Below are 19,408 nucleotides of genomic sequence, written 5' to 3' on the forward strand. Positions count from 1 at the left end.
ACCCTGCGGGGGTGATCGAACTGCGCGTGCTCACCCCCGACGACTGGCCGCTCTGGCGGGAGCTGCGGCTCACCGCACTCGCCGACGCGCCGCACGCCTTCGGCGCCCGGCTCGCCGACTGGCAGGGCGACGGCGACCGCGAGGAACGCTGGCGCGACCGGCTCGCCCTGCCCGGCTCGTACAACCTGGTCGCCCTCGTGGACGGCCGGCCCCGCGGCATGGCCAGCGGCGTGCCCGGCGAGCTGCCGGACAGCGCCGAGCTGATCTCGATGTGGGTGGCGGGCGAGGCCCGCGGCCGCGGCGTCGCCGACCTGCTGATCCGGGCCGTCGAGGAGTGGGCGGCGGGCACCGCGGGCGTCGCCCTGCTCCACCTCGCGGTCGCGGAGGGCAACACGGCGGCGACGGCGCTCTACGTGCGCAACGGCTTCGCGGACGACGGGGGCCCCGGCGGGGTCATGCCGGACGGGCGCCCCGAGCGCGTGCTGACGAAGCGGCTCGCGGTGGCGCGGGCCTGATCGGGCCGGCGCCACCGGACCCGGTCACCAGGCGAAGGCCTCCGGGGCGGGGCCCGGTCCGGGGAAGATCTCGTCGAGACCCGCCAGCAGCTCCTCGTCCAGCTCCAGGTCCACCGCGCGCAACGCCGAGGAGAACTGCTCCGGCGTGCGCGGCCCCACGATCGGCCCGGTGATCCCGGGCCGGGTCAGCAGCCAGGCCAGCGCGACCTCGCCGGGCTCCAGTCCGTGCTTGCCGAGCAGGTCCTCGTACGCCTGCACCCGCGCCCGGACCACCGGGTCGGCCAGCCCCGCCGCTGACCGGCCCACCTTGGTGCGGGCCCCGCCGTCCTCCCGCTCCTTGCGCAGCGCGCCGCCCAGCAGCCCCTGGTGCAGCGGTGACCACGGGATCACACCGAGCCCGTACTCCTGCGCCGCCGGGATCACGTCCAGCTCGGCGCGGCGCTCCGCCAGGTTGTACAGGCACTGCTCGCTGACCAGGCCCATCGAACCGCGGTTCGCGGCCGCCTCGTTGGCCCGCGCGATCTTGTAACCGGGGAAGTTCGACGCACCCGCGTGGAGGATCTTGCCCTGGCGGACCAGCACGTCCACCGCCTGCCAGATCTCCTCGAACGGGGTGCGCCGGTCGACGTGGTGGAACTGGTAGACGTCGATGTGGTCCGTGCCGAGCCGCCGCAGGCTGGCCTCGACCGCCCTGCGGATGTTGAGGGCGCTGAGCCGGTCGTGGTTCGGCCACGACTCCTCGTGCCACGCCTTCCCGTCCGCCGACATGTTCCCGTAGACCTTCGTGGCCAGCACCACCTTGTCGCGGCGGCCCCCGCCCCGCGCGAACCACGAGCCGATGACCTTCTCCGTCAGGCCCTTGTCCTCGGCGGTGCCGTAGATGTCCGCCGTGTCGAAGAAGTTGACCCCCGCGTCCAGCGCGGCGTCCATGATCGTGTAACTGGTGGCCTCGTCCGTCTGCCCGCCGAAGTTCATCGTCCCCAGGACGATGCGGCTGACCTTGAGGCCGGTGCGGCCGAGCTGTGTGTACCTCATGGAGTACCAGCGAACCTCTTCGAGTGGACTCCCGGCAAGTGCGGTGCCCGGGGCGGGGGGTTGTGGTTGCGGTGCGTTGTCGTGTGCGGGTTGCTTGCGCCTGCGGCGGGCTGCCCGGTTGTTGTGTGCGGGTGCGTTGCGCCTGCGGCGGGCTGCCCCGCCCTCCCTCCCGATTGCCCGGCGTGGTCAGTGCGGGCCTGCGCTCCGTGTGCCTGGGTCGGTGCCGCGCCGGCGCACTCCCCCAGCCTTCGGCCGGGGGGACCCCCACAGCGCTCGCGGTTTACGACCACATCATTCGGCGCCGGGTTCCCCGCTCGTCTCCCCCAGCCTTCGGCCGGGGGAGGGCGGGCGGCGGGGAAACCGCCCGCCGCAGGCGCAAGCAACCCGCACACGACAACGCACCGCAACCACGACGGCGCCGCACCCACGTGCTCACGTGCGCGTCGGCAACCGCACCGTGAAGCAGGCACCGCCCTCGGGGGAGGTGCACGCGGCGGAGATGGTGCCGCCCAGCACCGTGGTGAGGCGGTGGGCGATGGCGAGCCCGAGGCCGGTGCCGACGGGGCGGACGCCGCGGTAGCGGGTGGCGAGGGCGGCGCGCTGGAAGACGACGGTGAGGTCGTCCTCGGTCAGTCCCGGGCCGCCGTCGCGGACCTCGAACACGGCCTCGCTGCCCTCGCCGCCGCCCTCGGCGCGCAGCGCCAGCACGAGCGGGCGGCCGGCCGGGGTGACGCGCAGCGCGTTCTCGGCCAGGCCGTCGAGGAGTTGGCGGACCCGGAAGGGATCGGTGTCGGCGAGCAGCGGGCGGCCCGGGCGTTCGAGGCGGAAACGCACGTCGTGGCGGGCGCAGCGGTCGGCCCAGACGGCGCCGGCGTCCTCGACGAGGGCGTCGAGGTCGGTCGGCGCGGCGTCGAGCCGGAAGTCGTCGGCCTCCAGGCGGGCGAGGTCCAGCAGGTCGTGGACGAAGCGGTCGAGACGGCCCGTCTCGGCGAGCAGGGTGCGGCCGGTGGCGGGGAGGCCGTCGGGGCCGATCACCCCGTCGGCGAGGGCCTCGGCGTAACCGCGTACGGCGGTCAGCGGGGTGCGGATCTCGTGCGACACCGAGAGCAGGAACGCGCGCTGCCGGTTCTCGCTGCGGCGAGGGCGGTGTCAAGGGCGGTGAGCGCGGCGGACAGTTCGGCGACCTCGGCCGGGCCGTCGTCCGGCAGGGCGAGCCCGCGCTCGCCGGCGGCGAGGCGGTGGGCGGTGCGGGCCGCCGCGGTCAGGGGACGGGCCAGGCGCCGGGCCAGCAGCGCACCGGCTGCGCCCGCGCCCGCCAGACCGGCGGCCAGGGGCAGCGCGAGGGCGCCGCGGATGCGGGCGGCGGCGTCGTCGACCGCGGTGAAGGGCTTGGCGAGCACCACCGCGCCGCCGCCCGCGGACGGATGGCCCTCCACCAGCACGGCACGCCCGCCGAGGGCGGCCGTCGCCGACGCGGAGTCCCCGCCGCGCAGCGCCGCGAGCACGGCCGTGGTGACGGCGGGCGCCGCCGGCCCTGCCGTCGTACCGTCCGGCGCGACCACCGCGAGCTCGACGCCGTTCGACCCGGCCAGCCGTTGCTCGCGTTCGAGCAGCAGGGACGACAGCGCCGGGGTACGGCTGAGCACGTCGGCCTGCCGTGCGAGCCGGTCGCGCTCCTGCGCCTCGGCGGTCGTGCGGATCGTGTGCCACGACGCCAGCCCGGCCAGCAGCATCGCGACGGCCGCCACGGCGGTGGTGAGCAGCACGAGGTTCCCGGCGAGCGAACCGCGAGGGGTCATGCCGGGGCCGGGCGGGGTGGGGCGGCGCTGTAGCCGACGCCGCGGATCGTACGGATCAGGGAGGGGTCGCCGAGTTTGGAGCGCAGCTGGGAGACGTAGACGTCGACCACACGGCCCTCGCGGTAGTCCGGGGCGCCCCAGACGTGGGCGAGCAGCTGGTCACGGGTGAAGACCTGGCCGGGGTGGCCCATCAGGCACGCCAGGAGGTTGAACTCCGTCGTGGTCAGGGTGAGCGGCTCACCGTCGTTGTGGACGGTCCGGCGCACCGGGTCCAGTGCCACCGGGCCCAGGGTGCGCGGGCGTCCGCCGCGGGGCGGGCCGTCCACCCGGCGCAGGACGGTCTTGACGCGGGCGACGAGTTCGCGGGGCGAGAAGGGCTTGGTGACGTAGTCGTCCGCGCCCAGTTCCAGGCCCAGGATCCGGTCGGCCTCCTCGTCGCGTGCCGTGACCAGGAGGACCGGCGTCCAGTCGCCCTCGTCGCGCAGCGCACGGCAGAACGCCGTGCCGTCGAGCCCGGGCAGTCCGATGTCGAGCACGATCGCCACGGGCCGCAGCCGGCGTGCCGCGGCGAGCCCGGAGGGCCCGTCGGTCTCCACGTGGACGCCGAAGCCCTCCCGGGTCAGGTACAGCCGCTGCAGGTCGGCGATGTGCCGTTCGTCCTCGACGACCAGGACGAGGCCTCGTTCTTCCGCCATGGCCCCGATGCTAGCCACCCGGATCCCCGCGGCCCCGCGGGCGGCGGGGATCCTGACACTCCCCGAACATTCCGTCAACGCCGTCCTTGCGTCCGTCCGCCACGATGCGGGCGGTGCCCGGCGGACCGGCCGGGCGGAGGGAGGAACAGGTCGTGGCATTCCCACACGCCGGCGCGGAGCCCGCACTGCTCGGCGCCACCCTGGCGGCGGGCGTCGTCGCGCTCGTCGCCGTCGCCTTGCTGCTGCGCAGGACCCACCCGCCCCGCACCGCCGGACCCGGTCTGCTGCACCGGGCCGGACGCGGCTGCGCCCGGCACCCGTGGCGGGTGATCGCCGCATGGCTGCTCGTGCTGCTGGCCGCGGTCGCCGCCGACCGGGCCTGGGGCGGTGCGTACCAGGACGACTTCGCGCTGCCCGGCACCTCCGCCCAGACCGGCGCGGACCTCCTCGACGCCCATGGCGCGCCCGGCACCCGGGGCACCGCCTCGCAGATCGTGCTGCGGGCACGGCACGGCGGGCTGGCGGACCACCGGGACGCCGTGGCCTCGGCGGTCGCCCGCGTGGCGGACCTGCCGCACGTCCTGTCCGCGGCCGGCCCGCTGACCACCCCGGGCGCGGTCTCCTCCGACGGCGCCATCGGCTACGTCGGGGTCCGCTTCGACACCAACCCCGCGACCCTCGACCGTTCCTACGTCGCCGAGGTCGACGCGGCGGTCTCGGCGCTGCGCGCCGACGGCGTCACCGTGGAGTACGGCGGTCCGCTGGGCCAGTTGGCGCGGCCCAAGGCGGCGGACCGGGCCTCGGAGGCGATCGGCCTGGCAACCGCGGTCGCCGTGCTGCTGCTGGGCTTCGGCAGCCTCGCGGCGGCGGGACTGCCGCTGCTCACCGCGGTCCTCGGGCTGGGCGCCGGGACGGCCCTGCTGGGGCTGCTCGCGGCGGCCTGGTCCTTCGGCGCCGCCGCCCCCACGCTGGCCACGATGATGGGCCTCGGCGTGGGCCTGGACTACGCGCTCTTCCTGACCACGCGCCACCGTGGGCTGCTGCACACCGTCGACGACCCCGCGGAGGCCGCCGGACGCACCCTCGCCACCAGCGGCCGGGCCGTGATCGTGGCGGCCGTGACGGTGGCGATGGCCCTGGCGGGCCTGTACGCCTCGGGGGTCGTCTTCATCGGCACCCTCGGTGCCGCCGCGGGCGTCACCGTCGCGGTCGCGGCCGTGGCCTCACTGACCTTCACCCCCGCGCTGCTGGGGCTGCTCGGCCGCCGGATCGACCGCTGGTCGGTGCGCACGCCGGTGGACGAACCCGCCCCGGGCGGCGCCGACGTCTGGCACCGCTGGGCCCGCGCCGTCGGGCGGCGCCCCTGGCTCTTCCTCACCGCGGGCGTGCTGGCGCTCGGGGTGCTCACCGTGCCGCTGGCCTCGATGCGGCTGGGGCACGTCGACGCCGGGGCGGGCCCGGCCGGCAACACCGACCGCCGCGCGTACGACCTGCTCTCCGAGGGCTTCGGCCCCGGCACCAACGGCCCGCTCACCGTGGTCGTCGCCCTGGACCCCGACCGCATCCGGACCACGGCCGACCGGGAACGTCTCGCGGCGTCACTGCACGACGCCCTCACCGGCGCCGGCGACGTGGCCGCCGCGACCACCCCGTCCGAGACCCCCGACGGCGCCCTGCTCGTCGCGACCGTCACCCCGGGCGGCGGGCCCGAGGAGCGCTCCACCTCCGACCTCGTCCACCGCCTGCAGGACGACGTGCTGCCCGCCGCCCTGCGGGGCACCGGTGCCCAGGGCCACGTCACGGGGGCCACGGCGGCCCAACTCGCCTTCCGGGACGTCGTGGTGGACCGGCTGCCGGTGATCGTCGCGGTGGTCGTCGGCGCGGCCTTCCTGCTGCTGCTCGCCGTCTTCCGCAGCCCGCTGGTCGCCGCCAAGGCCGCGGTGCTCAACCTGCTGTCGATCGGCGCCGCGTACGGCGTGGTCGTGGCCGTCTTCCAGTGGGGCTGGGGCGGTCCGTGGCTCGGCGTGGGCGAGAGCGTGCCGGTGGAGTCCTACGTCCCGATGATGATGTTCGCCATCGTCTTCGGGCTGTCCATGGACTACGAGGTCTTCCTGCTCTCCCGGATCCGCGAGTCCTGGCTGGCCACCGGCGACGACCACGGGAGCGTGGCGCACGGGCTGGCCGCCACCGCCCGGGTCATCTCCTGCGCCGCGATCGTCATGACCAGCGTCTTCCTCGCCTTCCTCCTGTCGGCGAACGTGGTCGTCAAGATGCTGGCGCTGGGGCTCGGGGTGAGCGTCGTCGTCGACGCCACGATCGTCCGGCTGCTCCTCGTCCCCGCGACGATGTACCTGTTCGGCCGGGCCAACTGGTGGATCCCGTCCTGGCTGGACCGGCTGCTGCCGCGCCTGGACCCGGAGGGCGGCGGCCGTGCCGCGCAGGACGTTCCCGCGCCCGCCGGCGCCGAGGCCGCCGGGAAGACGCGGTGACGGCCGTCCGGTGGCGCCGGGTCAGGACCGTGCTGGTGGTGTCCGTCGCGCTGACGGCCCTGACCGGCGGGGCCGGTGAGCTGGTCGCGCGGGGCGTCGTCCACCACCGCGTCGCGGCCGCGGCGGGCCGCGCCCTCGGCGTCGCCCCGGACCGGGTGGCGGTCGACACCGGCGGTGGGCCGGCGCTGGCCGCGCTCGCGCACCGGCGCCTGGACCGCGTCGAGGTCGCCGGCGACGACGTCACCGTGGGGCGGCTGCACGGCGCCTCGGTGCGCCTACGCCTGGACGGCCTCCGCTTCGGCGGCGCACCGACCGTGGCGTCGTCCCATGCCGACGTCCGCGTTCCCGCCGGGTCGTTGCGCGCACGCTCAGGGAGCGGCAGTACGGACGGCGGCCTGCCGGTCACGGCCGTCGTGCCGGACCCGGTCGCGGGCACGCTGCGGTTCGAACTCGGCGGCGGATTTGCCTGGGTGACGGTCCGTCCGATGCTCCGTGACGGCCGGGTGGCGGTCACCGTGACCGGCGCGGAGCTCCTGGGCCAGGCCGCCGCGCCGGCGGTCGTCGACCGGATCGAGCGGCGGCTGGCCGACCGGGCCCCGCGGGCGCGCTACCCCCTCGCCCTGCGGGCGACCTCGGTCGACGTCACGTCCGAGGGCCTGCACGTCACCCTCGACGGCGGCCGCGCGGCGCTGCCCCGCCGGGCGGCTCAGGCCGCCTGACCGTCCACGACGCCCCTGGCGAAGTCCGCGCGCAGCCGGGAGAGTTCGTCGTCCGGCACCGCGCGCGCCCAGGCGTCGGGAAGCCCGCGGACGGTGTGGTCCTTGGTGGTCGCGGCGCTGTAGGTGGCGGTGCAGATGAGCGACACGGTGCCGGAGGGCTTCATCTTCTTGTGGAAGACGCAGGTCTTCACCTTGCGGCCGTCGAGGGTGATGGCGATGCTGATCTCCGCGTACACGGGGTCGTCGGTGGTCTCGGGGTCGTCCAGGGCGTCGTACAGGGAGTTCTGGAGGGTGAAGCGGGCGGTGCAACTGGTGTTGCCGCAGGGGGAGAAGCGGGCCTTGCCCGTGGTGCTGAAGCTGACCGCCGGGTCGACGGCCGACTTCAGGGCGGCGAGGTCCCGGTCGTAGGCGGTCGTGAAGGTCTCGCGGTCGGCGCCGGTGAGCACGGCCACCGTGGTGTCCAGGCCGTCGGGCAGGGGCAGCGGCCCCGAGGCGGCGGGGGAGTCGCCCGCGGCCAGGCGCAGCAGGGTGCGGGGGGCGGAGTCGGTGATCCAGAAGCGGCCGCCGGTCGTGGTCAGCACCTTGACGGGGCGTCCGGCGACCGTGGAGGAGGAGATGGCGTCCGGGCGGCCGCGGTCGGCGGCGTCACGGAGCAGCGCCGAGACGTTGGCCGGGTCCAGGGGGGTCGTCAGGTCGTCGATCTCGGGCAGGTCGGCGGAGGAGTCCAGCCAGCGGTCGTCGATCCGGTCGAGGAGGTCGCCCGCGTAGCCGCGGTCCTTCCAGTACGCCCTGTCGGCCTTGGTCAGGCGGTGGTCGTCGGTGGTGAGCAGCCGCACGGTGGCGCCCTCGTCCTGCAGCGAGCCACGGCCCCAGCCGCCGGGCGTGGTCTGCAGGTCGAACGGGGTGCTCGTCCCGCTGTCGAGGGCGAAGTCGCCCCGGTAGGAGACGACCTGGGCCTCGCCCAAGGTGTCCGCCGCCTCGCGCAGCATGCGCTCGGCCTCCGCCGCCGGGTCCTTGCGCGCGGTCGCCGCCGGGCCCTTGCCGTCGCCGGAACCGCTCCAGGGAGCCCATATGAGGAGGCCGGCGACCAGGGCCGCGGTGGCCAGTCCCGCCACGGCCAGCAGCGGGCCGCGCCGCCGGGGCGGCGGTGCGGGGTAGCCGTTGTGCGGCGGGTACCAGGGCGCTCCGTGGTGGGCCTGCGGTTGCGGCGGGTACGGCGGCGCCGGCGGGGGCGGCGGTCCGAAGCCGCCGCCTCCCGTGCCGCCGCCGGTCCCGTGACCGGGGCCCCAACCGCCGCCGCCCCACGGTGTTCCGTCCGTCATATCCGCGTCTCCCCACGTCGTGCGGTCACTCGTGCCCCCGCCGGTCTCCCCGCCGGGACGTTCCTCGCCGGGCGCCGACCTTCTCATCCGGCCCGCGCCCCCGCCCCGGCCTTCCGCGAATCCGCCACCGGCCCGGCCCGGCGGGCGCGCGGGGGTCCAGGGCAAGGTACTGCAGTGGCCGCACCGCCCCGGCGCGAGGGTTTCTCATACGGCTCTCATCCACCGCTCAGGCTCTCATCACCGCTGGTTCCTACCGTCGTCGCAGTGGAGAGACAGGCACCGCCTCCCTCCCGCTTCCCGTTTTCCTGACTCGGCGAGGAATGGCATGTTCTTCACGTACCTCCGGCGCGAACTCCGACGCCGCAGAAAGGCGGCGCTCGTCATCGCGATGGGCCTCGCACTGGGCATCGCCCTGGTGATCACCGTCAACTCGGTGTCGGCCGGCATGACGCAGGCCCAGGGCAAGGTGCTGGAGTCGTTGTACGGCCTGGGCACCGACATGACCGTCACCAAGGCCGCCGACCCCGACTCGGCCTCCGCGCAGCGACCGCGCTTCCAGTTCGACGCGCGCGGCGACGACAAGGAGCAGAGCAGCGACCGCGTCATGGTGCAGGGCTTCCAGTCGCTGAAGTCCTCGGTCGTCGACCAGGTCTCCGAGCAGAGCGGGGTCAAGGACGCGGTCGGCGGGCTCAGCCTGGTCGTCATCAAGGTCAACGGCCAGTTCCAGCGCGGTGAGTTCCAGCAGGCCCCGGGCGGCGGCAACCGGCAGCGGGGCGGCGGCAGCGGCCAGCCGCAGGGCACGGTGCGCGGCGGCGGAGCCAACTTCGACATCAACAACTTCACCGTCTTCGGCACGGACGTCGCGCACCCCGCCCTCGGGCCGCTGACCTCGTCGAAGATCACCTCGGGGAGGACCTTCACCAGCGCGCAGGACGACGCCAAGGTCGCCGTGCTCGACAGCGCGTACGCGAAGCAGAAGAAGCTGACCGTCGGCAAGACGGTCACGATCTCCGGCACCAAGTTCGAGATCATCGGCATCGCTACCGCCGACAGCGGCTCCTCCTCCGCCAACGTCTACATCCCGCTCAAGCAGGCGCAGACGCTCGCGGACGCCAAGGACAAGGTCACCACGATCTACGTCCAGGCCGCCGACTCCCAGAAGATCGGCTCCGTCAAGTCCGCGATCCAGAAGAACGTCTCCGGCACGACGGTCACCACCTCCGCCGACCTGGCCTCGACCGTTTCCGGTTCGCTGTCCACGGCCTCGAACCTGGCGTCCAACGTCGGCACGTGGCTCTCCGTCGCCGTCCTGATCGCCGCCTTCCTCGTCGCGGGGCTGCTGACCTCCTCCGCGGTCTCCCGCCGGGTGCGCGAGTTCGGCACGCTCAAGGCGCTGGGCTGGAAGAGCGGCCGGGTGACCCGCCAGGTCATGGGCGAGGCGATCGTCAACGGCCTCATCGGCGGCGCCCTCGGCATCGCCCTGGGCCTCGGCTGCGCCTACCTCATCACCACGATCAGCCCCACGCTGGACGCCACCGTCGGTGGCGGCGGAGCGGGCGGTCCCGGTGGCTTCGGCGGTCCCGCCCGGCGCGCGGCCGGTGACGCCGTCGAGATCGCCCTCCAGGCACCGGTCAGCGTCAACACCATCGTCCTCGCGGTGGTCCTGGCGGTCGCGGGCGGTCTGATCGCCGGGACCTTCGGTGGCTGGCGGGCCTCGCGGCTGCGCCCGGCCGACGCCCTGCGCCGCGTCGAGTAGCCGCACCCGCCCCACGAGACCGGGGGCCGCGTACCGCACGTTCCCCCCGGCGTGGCGCGGCCCCCGCCCTTCCCCTTCAGGACTTCAGGAGTCACCTCATGTACAAGCTGAGCGGCGTGACCAAGCGCTACTCGCGCGGCAAGGACACCGTGCACGCGCTGCGCGGCGTCGACCTCGTGATCGAGGACGGCGACCAGCTCGTCATCCAGGGCCCGACCGGCGGCGGCAAGTCGACGCTGCTGCAGATGCTCGGGGGCCTCGACCGCCCGACGGAGGGCTCGGTGGAGCTGGACGGCACCGACCTGGCCCGGCTGAGCGAGGCCCGGCTGACCAAGGTCAGGTCGCAGAACATCGGCATCATCTTCCAGAGCTTCAACCTGATCCCGACCCTGACCGCCCAGGAGAACGTCGAGACCGCCCTCGTCCCGCTGGGCGTCAAGGCCTCCGAACGCCGTGCCCGCGCCGCCGAGGCCCTCGCCTCCGTCGGCCTCGGCGACCGTCTGCACCATCTGCCGGGCGAGTTGTCGGGTGGTCAGCAGCAGCGTGTGGCGATCGCCCGGGCGCTGGTGAAGCGCCCCAAGGTGCTGCTCGCGGACGAGCCGACCGGAGCCCTCGACGAGGACACCCGCGACGAGATCCTCGCCCTGCTGGAGGGGCTGTGGAAGGAGTACGGGCTGACCTTCGTCATGGTCACCCACGACTCCGCCATCGCCCGGCGTGCCACCCGGGTCGCCACCATCAAGAAGGGCCGGGTCACCGTCACCGAGCGGACCCCGGCGGCCTGAGACCGCCGCACCCCGGCCCCCCGTACCCACCCCGGTCCCCACCCCCGGCCCCCGGCGCGTCGCCGGGGGCCGAGCGGTGTTTCAGTCCGTGACGCCCAAGTCCTCGCGCATCAACCGCTGCAGCGTCCGCAGCAGCGGTTCGGCCTCCTTCAGGTCCTCCAGCGCGCCCTGCGGGCTCTCGCCGTCCCGGGCGAGGCCGCGGTCGAGCCGCTTGGCCGCGGCGTCCGCCGCCGCCAGGACGCGGTTGACGTCCCGCGAAGCCTCCAGGACGCGCTCCGGGACGATCATCTGCGCCTCGGCGTACCGGTCCCGGTACTCCCGGCGGGACTCCTCGACCCGGTCCCGCTCCTCGGCGGAGTAGACGCCGTCCCTGATCCGGTGCAGGGCGTCCTTCAGCAGCGTGTGGAACTGCCGCGAGGCCCGGTTCACCGCCGTGTACGCCGCCCGCCGTTCCTCGAACCGGCGCAGCCGTTCCGCCTCGGCGGCCTCCGCCAGGCGGCGCCGGTCGGTGCCCCGCTGGGCGAGCACGGGCGCGAACAGGGTGCCGAGCACTCCGACGACGGCGGTGATCATCGCACCGAGCGTGGCATTCATGGTCCGCTTCCTATCCCGCCCGTCCGGGGCGTGGGGAGCCGGTCGGTCGCACCGAGCGGCGGCCGGCAGCGTGCGCAGGCGGGCGGCCCGCCCGGAACGGAGACCTCGTTCCGGGCGGGCCGCCCCGATACCCGTCTGTCCGTGCTACTTCGCGAGGTACGCGTTGTAGATCACCTGGGACAGGGTGTTGCCCTTCTTGTCGCTGACCAGGGCCTTGAAGGAGACGCCCTTGCCCGCCTTGGGGTTCTTCAGCGTCACCTTGCCGCCCTTGACCGTCAGCTTCGACCAGTGCGCCCCGCCGTCGGTGGAGACGTACACCTTCAGCGACTTCAGGGTGCGGCCCGCGGCCGCACCCTGGACCGTCACCGGCACCTTGACCGTGGCCTTCGCCTTGGAGGTGCTCGTGGCGGACAGGGACGGGGTGAAGCGCACCACGGAGACCGGCAGCGTGGCCGGGACGTCGCCGCCGACGTGCTGGGAGGAGAACGTCCAGGACGCGGTGACGCGGGTGCTGACCGCCGCGGTCGTGGCGCGGGTCACCGAGGTGGTCAGCCGGTAGCGGGCCTTGCCGCCGTCGACGGTGAAGGAGGCGCCGTCGTCGAGCGCGCCGTCGTGGCTCCCGACCTTCGTCCCGTTGCGGTAGAGGGTCGTGGTGGCCTTGTCGTACGACGCGAAGCCGCTGTGGCCCTGGCCGTCGGTGAACAGGCCGACGGTGCCCCAGATCTCGTCACCGGAGCGCACGATGCCGGAGTACTTGTCCAGCTTCGGACCGAAGACGCCGACGTTGAAGCTGCGGCTGTAGCTCCTGCCCTTGGTGAAGGACCGGGCCGGGGCCTCGTAGTAGCCCTCGGGGACCTCGCCGGAGGAGTCGGTCTGCAGGAAGTCCTGGGCCCAGGTGACGCCGGAGCCGTTGACGTACACGGTCCTGGTGAACGGCAGCCCGGTGAGGAAGCCGCTCGGCGTCACCATGGCCGCGTTCACGAACGGGGTGGTGAAGACCGCGCCGAGCTTGCGCTTCAGCGAGGAGCCGCCGGTGGTGGTGATCTTCGCCAGGTCGGTGCTCCGCACGGCCTTGGTGTAGCCCGTGTAGAACGACTTCGTGCGGCCGTACGCCACCGTGTAGACCTTCGAGCCGTGCTCGAACAGGCCGGCGACGGTCGCCTGGTACTCGGCGGCGGTCAGCGCGGGACCGGAGTGCGCGGTGCGGAAGTCCCGCAGCGTGCCGGTGTTGAAGCTGAGGCCGGTGCCGGCGGCGCCGTGGTTCAGGTTGTAGCCGACCATCAGGTCCGACTGCCGTGCGGCCCGGTCCGGCAGCGTGAACGCGAACGGCTTGGCCTTGCTCGCGTCGAGCGTCACCTCGGTGTCCCTGCTGAGCTCGACCAGCGGGCGGCTCACCCAGTTCGCGCTCTTGAACGTCCTGCCGTCGGCCGCGAGCTTCACGATGAGGCTGTCCACGGCGTAGCTGCCCTTGGGCAGGCGCAGCGCCGTGCTGCCGCTGTCGTTGGTGACCTCCTCGAACGCGTCGCCGTCCAGTCCGACGACGAGCGTGTCGTAGGCCGCCGCCGGCCGTCCGTCGCGGTCCAGGTTGGTGATCCGCAGGTCGTACGACTCGGCCTCGCGCACCACGCCCGCGGCGGTGCGCACCGACCGCGTGCCGTCGCGCGCGACCACGGCCGCGCTGTAGGCGCCGTCGGCGGTGCCGAGGGTGGTGTCGGCGGTCAGCGTCGCCTCCGCGGTACCGTCGGCCGGCACGGTCACCTGCTGCTTGTCGAGGGTGAAGAACCCGGCCGGCGCCGCGGTGCCGTCGGGGTCCTTGCCGGTGACCGACAGGTCCAAGGTGACGTCAAAGTCACCGGAGTTGCGGTAGGTGATCGTCCTGGACTGCTTCACGTCGTCGGTGTGCGGCCACCGGGCGACGCCGAAGCCCAGCGAGACCGGGTCGGCGACCACCTCCTGGTGGATCGCCCGGGCCAGGTCGATCTGGCCGGAACCCTGCTGGAAGGCGGTGTAGCCGCCGTCCGTCGTGGAGCCGGTGAGCGCGGCCTTGATCTGCCGGCCCGTCCAGTCCGGGTGCTCCTGGGCGAGGATCGCCGCGGCGCCCGCCACGTGCGGGGTGGCCATCGAAGTACCGGAGATGGTCAGGTAGTTCCCGTCCGCGGTGTGCGGGACCTCGGGGTCGGTGTCGATGACGCTGCCCTTGGCCGCGGCCGCGGTGATGTCCACGCCGGGGGCGGTGACGTCGGGCTTGACCGCGCCGTCGCCCACGCGCGGGCCGCGCGAGGAGAAGCCGGCGAGCTTGGAGTCCTCGTCGACCGCGCCGACGGTCAGCGCGGCGTCCGCGCTGCCGGGGGAGCCGACGGTCGAGGCGCCGTCGCCCTCGTTGCCCGCGGCGATGACGAACAGCGTGCCGGTGTCCGCGGACAGGCGGTTGACCGTCTCCTCGATCGGGTCGACCCCCGGGGTGTCGCCCCCGCCGAGGCTCAGGTTGGCCACCTTGGCCCCGGAGTCGGCGGCCCACTCCAGGCCCGCGATGATCCCGGCGTCGTCCCCGAAGCCGTCGTCGTCCAGCACCTTGCCGCTGATGATCCGCGCGCCCGACGCCACGCCCTTGTAGGCACCGGCCGACTTCTCGCCGGTGCCGGCGGCGATGGAGGCGACGTGGGTGCCGTGGCCGAAGTGGTCGAGCAGGTTGTCGGCGGTGGAGAAGTTCTTCTCGGCGACGACCCGGCTGGTCAGGTCCGGGTGGCTCTTGTCGACGCCGGTGTCCAGCACCGCGATCGTGACGCCGGTTCCGTCGTATCCCGCGTCCCAGACCTCCGGCGCGTGGATCTGCCGGGTGTTCCAGCTCGGTTCGGCCGCGGCCTTCTGGATCGCGTTCAGCCAGACCGTGCGCAGGCCGGACTCGGCGGTGGCGTACGGGGAGCCCGGCGCGTCGTCGGTCAGCGCCGTCCAGACGCCGGCCGCGGCGTCCTCGGGCGCGGTGACGGACTCGCCGCCGAGCGCCGCGAAGGTGTGGGTCACCTCGGCGCCCTCGGCCCGGTGCAGTTCGGCCCGCGCCTCGGGGCGGCTGCCCCGGTAGGTGACGATCAGTCCGAGGCCGCGGCGCTGGGCCGCCCTGCGGTACTCGACCCGGCTCAGCGTGGTCACGTCGAAGAGCCGGCGGTCGACCCGGCCCTTCGCGATCAGCTGCACCGCGTCCTGCGGGACGACGTAGACGTGCCCGTGCTGCCGGCGTATCTGCACCGGTACGTCCTCGCGCCCCTTGGCGCGTTTCAGGGCGACGGGCCTGCCCTGCGAGTCCACGGCGACCCGGTCGCCGGTGATCAGCGTGATCCACACGCGGTCCTTGACCGCCGTGGCGGACGCGGAGCCGGCCGGCCCCGTGGCCGCCGGCCCGGCCGCCGAGGCCGGTGCGACGGCGCCGGCGGTCAGTGCCGCCGCGACCCCCGTGGCGAGCGCTGCCGCGCGCGCCTTCTTCCATCGTCGGTGCAACGTATCCCCTTGTGTCTGCGTCATGACACGCGGGAGCGCTCGTCCTTGGGCGCGCGCACGCGATGTTCCCCCACGGCGTTCCCCCCGGCGAAGCCCCCGCCTTGCCGACGCAGTATGTACCGTCTGTCGCGGACATCTCAAGAGTCACTTCGTGAACGGATTGCCGGATCCGGCCACCGATGGTGTCGAAGCGCTTCGACACCTGTCTGGACAGGGATGTGAGGTCACCGGTAGCGTCTGAGTCGAAGCGCTTCGAAAGGTTTCGACACTTCCCGGGGGGACGGAGAACGACATGGCCACACTCGCTGAGGTAGCCCGCCACGCCGGGGTCTCCGCCAGCACCGTCTCGTACGTCCTGAGCGGCAAGCGGTCGATCTCCGAGGGCACGCGCCGGCGGGTCGAGCGGAGCATCCAGGAACTCGGCTACCACCCGCACGCGGGCGCGCGGGCGCTGGCCAGCAGCCGCTCGAACATCATCGCCCTGATGGTGCCGCTCCGTACGGACATGTACGTCCCCGTCATGATGGAGATCGCGATAGCCGTCGCCACTACGGCCCGTCAGCACGGCCACGACGTACTCCTGCTCACCGGCGAGGAGGGCCCCACCGCGGTCCGGCGGGTCGCGGCCAGCGGACTCGCGGACGCGATGATCCTCATGGACGTCGAGCTGGAGGACGAGCGCATCCCGCTGCTGCGCGCCGGGAACCGGCCCGGCGTGCTCATCGGCCTGCCCGCCGACACCGCCGGACTCACCTGCGTCGACCTCGACTTCGCCGCCACCGGCGCGCTCTGCGCCGACCACCTCGCCGACCTCGGCCACCGCTCCGTCGCCGTCGTCGGCGAGGCCGCGGCGGTCTACCGGCGCCACACGGGCTTCGCCGAGCGCACCCTGCAGGGCCTGCGCTCCCGCGCCGCCGCACGCGGGCTCCGGCTCATCCACCGTCCCTGCGAGGGCAGTTACGAGTCCACCGCGGGCACCCTCTCCCGCATCTTCGAGGAACGGCCGGACACCACCGCGCTCGTCGTCCAGAACGAGTCCGCCATCGCCCCCCTCCTCGCGCTCCTGCGCCAGCAGGGCCGCGCCGTGCCCGAGGACGTCTCCGTCGTCGCCGTCTGCCCCGACCAGGTGGCCACGCAGGCCGCCCCCCAGCTCACCTCGGTCGCCATCCCCGCGCAGCAGATGGGCCGGCACGCGGTCGAACTCGTCATCGCCAAGCTGGGCGGCAGCCCGACGGAGGAGGTCCGCCTCCTCGGCCCCGAACTCACCGTGCGTGCGAGCAGCGGCCCGGCGCCGTCCGCCTGACGACGGCGGGGCGGGCGCTCAGGCCCGCAGCCCCTGGACCCCGTCGTAGGCGGCCATGACGAGTTCCATGCCACGGGTGTCGTCCGCGGGTTCGCGCATCTGGTTGGGCACGTACGCCACCGTCATACGGGCCTCGGGGTCGATCATCACGAGCGAGCCGCCCCAACCGCCCCACCCGAAGCTGTTGCCGAACAGCCCGTAGCCCAGCCCCCAGCGGACCGGCATGCCCAGGCGGCGGTCCTCTCCGCTGAACTGCTCCTCCCGCGCACGGTCGCAGCCCGCCGGCGACAGCAGCCGCACCCCGCGCACCGTTCCGCCGCAGGCCAGCACCGACTGCACGAGGGCGACCGAGCGGGCGTTGCCGAAGCCGCTCGCCGCCGGGATCTGCGCGCGACGCCACGCCACGCCGTTCCCGTCACGGAGCCGCACGGCGGTGCCGGAGCCGGGCGACGCGCCGCCGCCGGGCGCGCTCGCGGCGTAGTCCTCGTCCCGGGACGGCGGCGGGACGGCGGGCGCCACTCGGGGGTCGTGCTCGGCGGGCAGTCCGATGTGGAAGTCGGCGCCCAGCGGTCCGGCCACCTCCTGCGCGAAGAAACCGCCCACGCTCCGGCCGGTGACCCGGCGTACGACCTCGCCCACGAGGTACCCCTGGGTGAGCGAGTGGTACCCGGCCGCGCTGCCCGGTTCCCACTGCGGGGCCAGCGCCGCCAGACGCGCGGTGGCGGACGGCCAGTCGTAGAGCCCGTCGATCGGCCCGTCCCAGTCGGGCAGGCCCGCGGTGTGCGCGAGCAGGTGCCGGACCAGCACCTTCTCCTTGCCCGCCGCGGCGAACTCCGGCCAGTACCGGGCGACCGGCGCGTCCGGATCGAGCGCGCCGCGGTCGGCCAGGACCAGCGCGCACAGTGCCGTCATCGTCTTGGTGACGGACCAGACGTTGGTGATCGTGTCCCGCTGCCACGGGACCGTGTGGTCCGCGTCGGCGAACCCGCCCCAGACGTCCACCACCGGCTCGCCGTCCACGAAGACCGCGACGGAGCCCCCCGCGTCCCCGTCGTCCAGCAATCCGGCCAGCGCGCCCGGCACCGCGGTGAACAGGTCGTCGTACGTGCCCTGGATATCGGCCATGCGCCGTATTAGCGCGTACCGGCAGGGCGCAGGCAATCGAATTTCCCGGCCGGGACCGGCGGGAGGGGCTCAGCCACCGGCCTTCGCGATGCCGACCGGGCAGGAGACCCCCGTCCCCTCGATGCCGCAGTAGCCGCCGGGGTTCTTGTCCAGGTACTGCTGGTGGTACGGCTCGGCGGCGTGGAAGGGGCCCGCGGGGACGACCGCCGTGGTGATGGTGCCGTGCCCCTTGGCGCGCAGGGCGGACTGGTAGGCCTCGCGGGAGGCGAGGGCCGTCGCGAGCTGCCCGGGGGAGTGGGTGTACACCGCGGAGCGGTACTGGGTGCCGACGTCGTTGCCCTGGCGGTGGCCCTGGGTGGGGTCGTGGGCCTCCCAGAACACCTTCAGCAGCTCCCCGTACGAGATCAGCGCCGGGTCGAAGACGACCCGCACGACCTCGGCGTGGCCGGTGAGGCCGCTGCAGACCTCCTCGTACGTCGGGTTCTCCGTGTACCCGCCCGCGTAGCCGACGAGCGTCGTCCACACGCCGGGCGTCCGCCAGAAGACGCGCTCGGCGCCCCAGAAGCAGCCCAGCGCGAAGTCGGCGACCTCCAGGTCGGCCGGGTAGGGGCCGGTGAGGGGCCTGCCGAGCACGGTGTGGCGGTCGGGCACCGTGTGGAGCGGGGCGGGGCGGCCCGGTATCGCCTCCTCACGGGAGGGCAGGCGCGGCGTCAACGGGTGCGCCCGCGCTCGGAGTTCCACTCCAGCCCCGCGAGCGCCTGCGCCCGGCCGGCGGCGTACGCCGCGGCCGGGTCGGCCTCGTAGGCCCAGGGGGCCGCGCCCGCGTAGCCGTCGACGGCGCGGAACTGCTCGACCGCCTCGTGGAAGCGCTCCGCGCGCAGCAGGAAGGCCGCCAGCAGGTGCCGCACCACGGGCAGCACCGGGTCGGAGGGGGAGGCGTGCTCGGTGGCGTAGAGCGCGCCGCCGATGGCACGGGAGACGACGTCGCTCTCGTAGAAGCTGCGGACGAGGATGACGTCCGGCAGGTGCGCGAAGACCTCGAAGAGCGGCAGGGCCGGCAGCAGGCTGCCCTCGGGCGCGGAGGAGGCGGCCCGCTCGGCGAAGTCGCGTGCGGCGTCCTCCGGGAGGCGGGCGAGGGCGGCCAGGTGGGCGCCCATGTGGTGCGGGGCGCGGGAGGCGACCTTCTCCCAGACCGTGGCGAAGTCCGCGTCCGCGGCGAGCGCGACGACGTACGGGACGGGGTCCCCCGGCGCGAGCAGCGCGGCCTCGTCGGCGACCGTGCGGGCCTCCTCCAGGATCATCGGCACGTCCGGGGACCCGGCCGGCTCACGCCGGGCCCGCTGCACCAGGAACGCCGCGTGGACGGCCGCCCCGCCGGCGTCCTTCGCGTCCTCGACCCGCCAGGTGCGCAGCCACGCCGCGCCCGTGCCGGGGGTCTGCGTCAGCTCGACCGCCGCGGCGCCGGCCAGGGTCTGGACCCGCTGCCAGCGCAGCTCGCCCGCGGCCGGGGTGCCCTTGAGGAGGGCGGCGACCGCGCGCCAGTCCTGGGTGCGCTGGGTCACGGTCAGTGCCTGCGTCAGCTCGTCGTCCGGACCCGGCAGCCGGATGTCGATCTCCTCCCGGGGCACGAAGCCGTACCGGGCGGGATCGACCGCGGCCACGGCCCGCACGCCGCGGCCGCGCAGCATGCGGGGCACCAGCACGATCGCCGAGATCAGCAGAACGCCGTACAGCACCCACAGGAATTCCATGATGAGCAAGCCTACGCGGGCCCGGCCG

General features: G+C 74.3%; 16 protein-coding genes. 6 read left to right on the forward strand and 10 right to left on the reverse strand.

Features of this window, described 5'->3' with window-relative positions:
- Positions 1-11: 11 nt before the first annotated feature.
- Positions 12-515, forward strand: a complete 504-nt coding sequence (locus ABZ312_RS05865) for a GNAT family N-acetyltransferase (protein WP_500326717.1) — start codon at positions 12-14, stop codon at positions 513-515.
- Positions 516-539: 24 nt separating this feature from the next.
- On the opposite strand, the gene ABZ312_RS05870 is transcribed toward ABZ312_RS05865, so the two are convergent.
- The 4 genes from ABZ312_RS05870 to ABZ312_RS05885 form a co-directional block, all read right to left on the reverse strand.
- Positions 540-1,550 carry an aldo/keto reductase gene (locus ABZ312_RS05870; RefSeq protein WP_500436578.1) on the reverse strand — a complete coding sequence of 337 codons (1,011 nt, stop codon included), beginning with the start codon at positions 1,548-1,550 and terminating at the stop codon, positions 540-542.
- Positions 1,551-1,982: 432 nt separating this feature from the next.
- A complete protein-coding gene (locus ABZ312_RS05875) occupies positions 1,983-2,651 on the reverse strand; it encodes a sensor histidine kinase (RefSeq protein WP_500436580.1) in 669 nt (222 codons plus the stop codon).
- On the reverse strand, positions 2,624-3,349 hold the full coding sequence (locus ABZ312_RS05880; protein ID WP_500436582.1) for a HAMP domain-containing protein: 726 nt from the start codon (positions 3,347-3,349) through the stop codon (positions 2,624-2,626). Before ABZ312_RS05880 ends, ABZ312_RS05875 begins: the two co-directional genes overlap by 28 nt.
- Entirely contained in the window at positions 3,346-4,044 is a 699-nt protein-coding gene (locus tag ABZ312_RS05885) for a response regulator transcription factor (protein WP_500326721.1), read from the reverse strand. The genes ABZ312_RS05880 and ABZ312_RS05885 overlap by 4 nt, the downstream gene beginning before the upstream one ends.
- A gap of 242 nt (positions 4,045-4,286) precedes the next feature.
- Here ABZ312_RS05885 and ABZ312_RS05890 point away from each other — a divergent pair, with 242 nt between their 5' ends.
- Together ABZ312_RS05890 and ABZ312_RS05895 are read left to right on the forward strand one after the other, a co-directional pair.
- Positions 4,287-6,533 (forward strand): MMPL family transporter, encoded by a 2,247-nt coding sequence (locus tag ABZ312_RS05890; protein ID WP_500436600.1) that lies wholly within the window; start codon positions 4,287-4,289, stop codon positions 6,531-6,533.
- Positions 6,530-7,252, forward strand: coding sequence for an LmeA family phospholipid-binding protein (locus ABZ312_RS05895; RefSeq protein WP_500360446.1), 723 nt, complete (start codon positions 6,530-6,532; stop codon positions 7,250-7,252). Before ABZ312_RS05890 ends, ABZ312_RS05895 begins: the two co-directional genes overlap by 4 nt.
- Here ABZ312_RS05895 and ABZ312_RS05900 read toward each other — a convergent pair.
- Positions 7,240-8,574 (reverse strand): hypothetical protein, encoded by a 1,335-nt coding sequence (locus ABZ312_RS05900; protein ID WP_500436584.1) that lies wholly within the window; start codon positions 8,572-8,574, stop codon positions 7,240-7,242. The two genes, ABZ312_RS05895 and ABZ312_RS05900, sit on opposite strands and share 13 nt — an antisense overlap.
- Before the next feature lie 325 nt (positions 8,575-8,899).
- Between ABZ312_RS05900 and ABZ312_RS05905 the strand changes: the two genes are divergently transcribed.
- Positions 8,900-10,330, forward strand: coding sequence for an ABC transporter permease (locus ABZ312_RS05905; RefSeq protein WP_500326727.1), 1,431 nt, complete (start codon positions 8,900-8,902; stop codon positions 10,328-10,330).
- A gap of 98 nt (positions 10,331-10,428) precedes the next feature.
- Complete coding sequence (locus ABZ312_RS05910) at positions 10,429-11,115, forward strand: ABC transporter ATP-binding protein (protein WP_500436586.1); 687 nt, start codon at positions 10,429-10,431, stop codon at positions 11,113-11,115.
- Between the two features lie 81 nt (positions 11,116-11,196).
- On the opposite strand, the gene ABZ312_RS05915 is transcribed toward ABZ312_RS05910, so the two are convergent.
- Both ABZ312_RS05915 and ABZ312_RS05920 read right to left on the reverse strand, forming a co-directional pair.
- Positions 11,197-11,709: a hypothetical protein gene (locus ABZ312_RS05915; protein ID WP_500326731.1), complete on the reverse strand. Its 513-nt coding sequence runs from the start codon at positions 11,707-11,709 to the stop codon at positions 11,197-11,199.
- A 144-nt stretch (positions 11,710-11,853) separates the two neighbouring features.
- Complete coding sequence (locus ABZ312_RS05920) at positions 11,854-15,201, reverse strand: S8 family peptidase (protein WP_500436588.1); 3,348 nt, start codon at positions 15,199-15,201, stop codon at positions 11,854-11,856.
- Positions 15,202-15,493: 292 nt separating this feature from the next.
- Here ABZ312_RS05920 and ABZ312_RS05925 point away from each other — a divergent pair, with 292 nt between their 5' ends.
- Positions 15,494-16,504, forward strand: a complete 1,011-nt coding sequence (locus ABZ312_RS05925) for a LacI family DNA-binding transcriptional regulator (RefSeq protein WP_499513658.1) — start codon at positions 15,494-15,496, stop codon at positions 16,502-16,504.
- Between the two features lie 18 nt (positions 16,505-16,522).
- On the opposite strand, the gene ABZ312_RS05930 is transcribed toward ABZ312_RS05925, so the two are convergent.
- The 3 genes from ABZ312_RS05930 to ABZ312_RS05940 form a co-directional block, all read right to left on the reverse strand.
- The gene (locus tag ABZ312_RS05930) at positions 16,523-17,629 is read right to left on the reverse strand and encodes a serine hydrolase domain-containing protein (RefSeq protein ID WP_500436590.1); all 1,107 of its coding nucleotides are present in this window, start codon (positions 17,627-17,629) and stop codon (positions 16,523-16,525) included.
- Between the two features lie 69 nt (positions 17,630-17,698).
- Positions 17,699-18,343 (reverse strand): peptide-methionine (S)-S-oxide reductase MsrA, encoded by a 645-nt coding sequence (gene msrA / locus ABZ312_RS05935; protein WP_500326737.1) that lies wholly within the window; start codon positions 18,341-18,343, stop codon positions 17,699-17,701.
- Entirely contained in the window at positions 18,340-19,380 is a 1,041-nt protein-coding gene (locus ABZ312_RS05940) for a hypothetical protein (protein ID WP_500436592.1), read from the reverse strand. Before ABZ312_RS05940 ends, msrA begins: the two co-directional genes overlap by 4 nt.
- Positions 19,381-19,408: the final 28 nt, after the last annotated feature.

The sequence above is a fragment of the Streptomyces sp. NPDC006207 genome (assembly GCF_040613835.1).
In the GTDB taxonomy this organism is placed as follows: Bacteria; Actinomycetota; Actinomycetes; order Streptomycetales; family Streptomycetaceae; genus Actinacidiphila.

Excerpts from the sequence above, each read along its gene's own strand:
- ABZ312_RS05900 (WP_500436584.1), bottom strand. The coding sequence starts at position 8,574 with ATGACGGACGGAACACCGTGGGGCGGCGGCGGTTGGGGCCCCGGTCAC.
- ABZ312_RS05910 (WP_500436586.1), top strand. The coding sequence starts at position 10,429 with ATGTACAAGCTGAGCGGCGTGACCAAGCGCTACTCGCGCGGCAAGGAC.
- ABZ312_RS05930 (WP_500436590.1), bottom strand. The coding sequence starts at position 17,629 with ATGGCCGATATCCAGGGCACGTACGACGACCTGTTCACCGCGGTGCCG.
- ABZ312_RS05905 (WP_500326727.1), top strand. The coding sequence starts at position 8,900 with ATGTTCTTCACGTACCTCCGGCGCGAACTCCGACGCCGCAGAAAGGCG.
- ABZ312_RS05880 (WP_500436582.1), bottom strand. The coding sequence starts at position 3,349 with ATGACCCCTCGCGGTTCGCTCGCCGGGAACCTCGTGCTGCTCACCACC.
- ABZ312_RS05915 (WP_500326731.1), bottom strand. The coding sequence starts at position 11,709 with ATGAATGCCACGCTCGGTGCGATGATCACCGCCGTCGTCGGAGTGCTC.
- ABZ312_RS05925 (WP_499513658.1), top strand. The coding sequence starts at position 15,494 with ATGGCCACACTCGCTGAGGTAGCCCGCCACGCCGGGGTCTCCGCCAGC.
- ABZ312_RS05940 (WP_500436592.1), bottom strand. The coding sequence starts at position 19,380 with ATGGAATTCCTGTGGGTGCTGTACGGCGTTCTGCTGATCTCGGCGATC.
- ABZ312_RS05885 (WP_500326721.1), bottom strand. The coding sequence starts at position 4,044 with ATGGCGGAAGAACGAGGCCTCGTCCTGGTCGTCGAGGACGAACGGCAC.
- ABZ312_RS05870 (WP_500436578.1), bottom strand. The coding sequence starts at position 1,550 with ATGAGGTACACACAGCTCGGCCGCACCGGCCTCAAGGTCAGCCGCATC.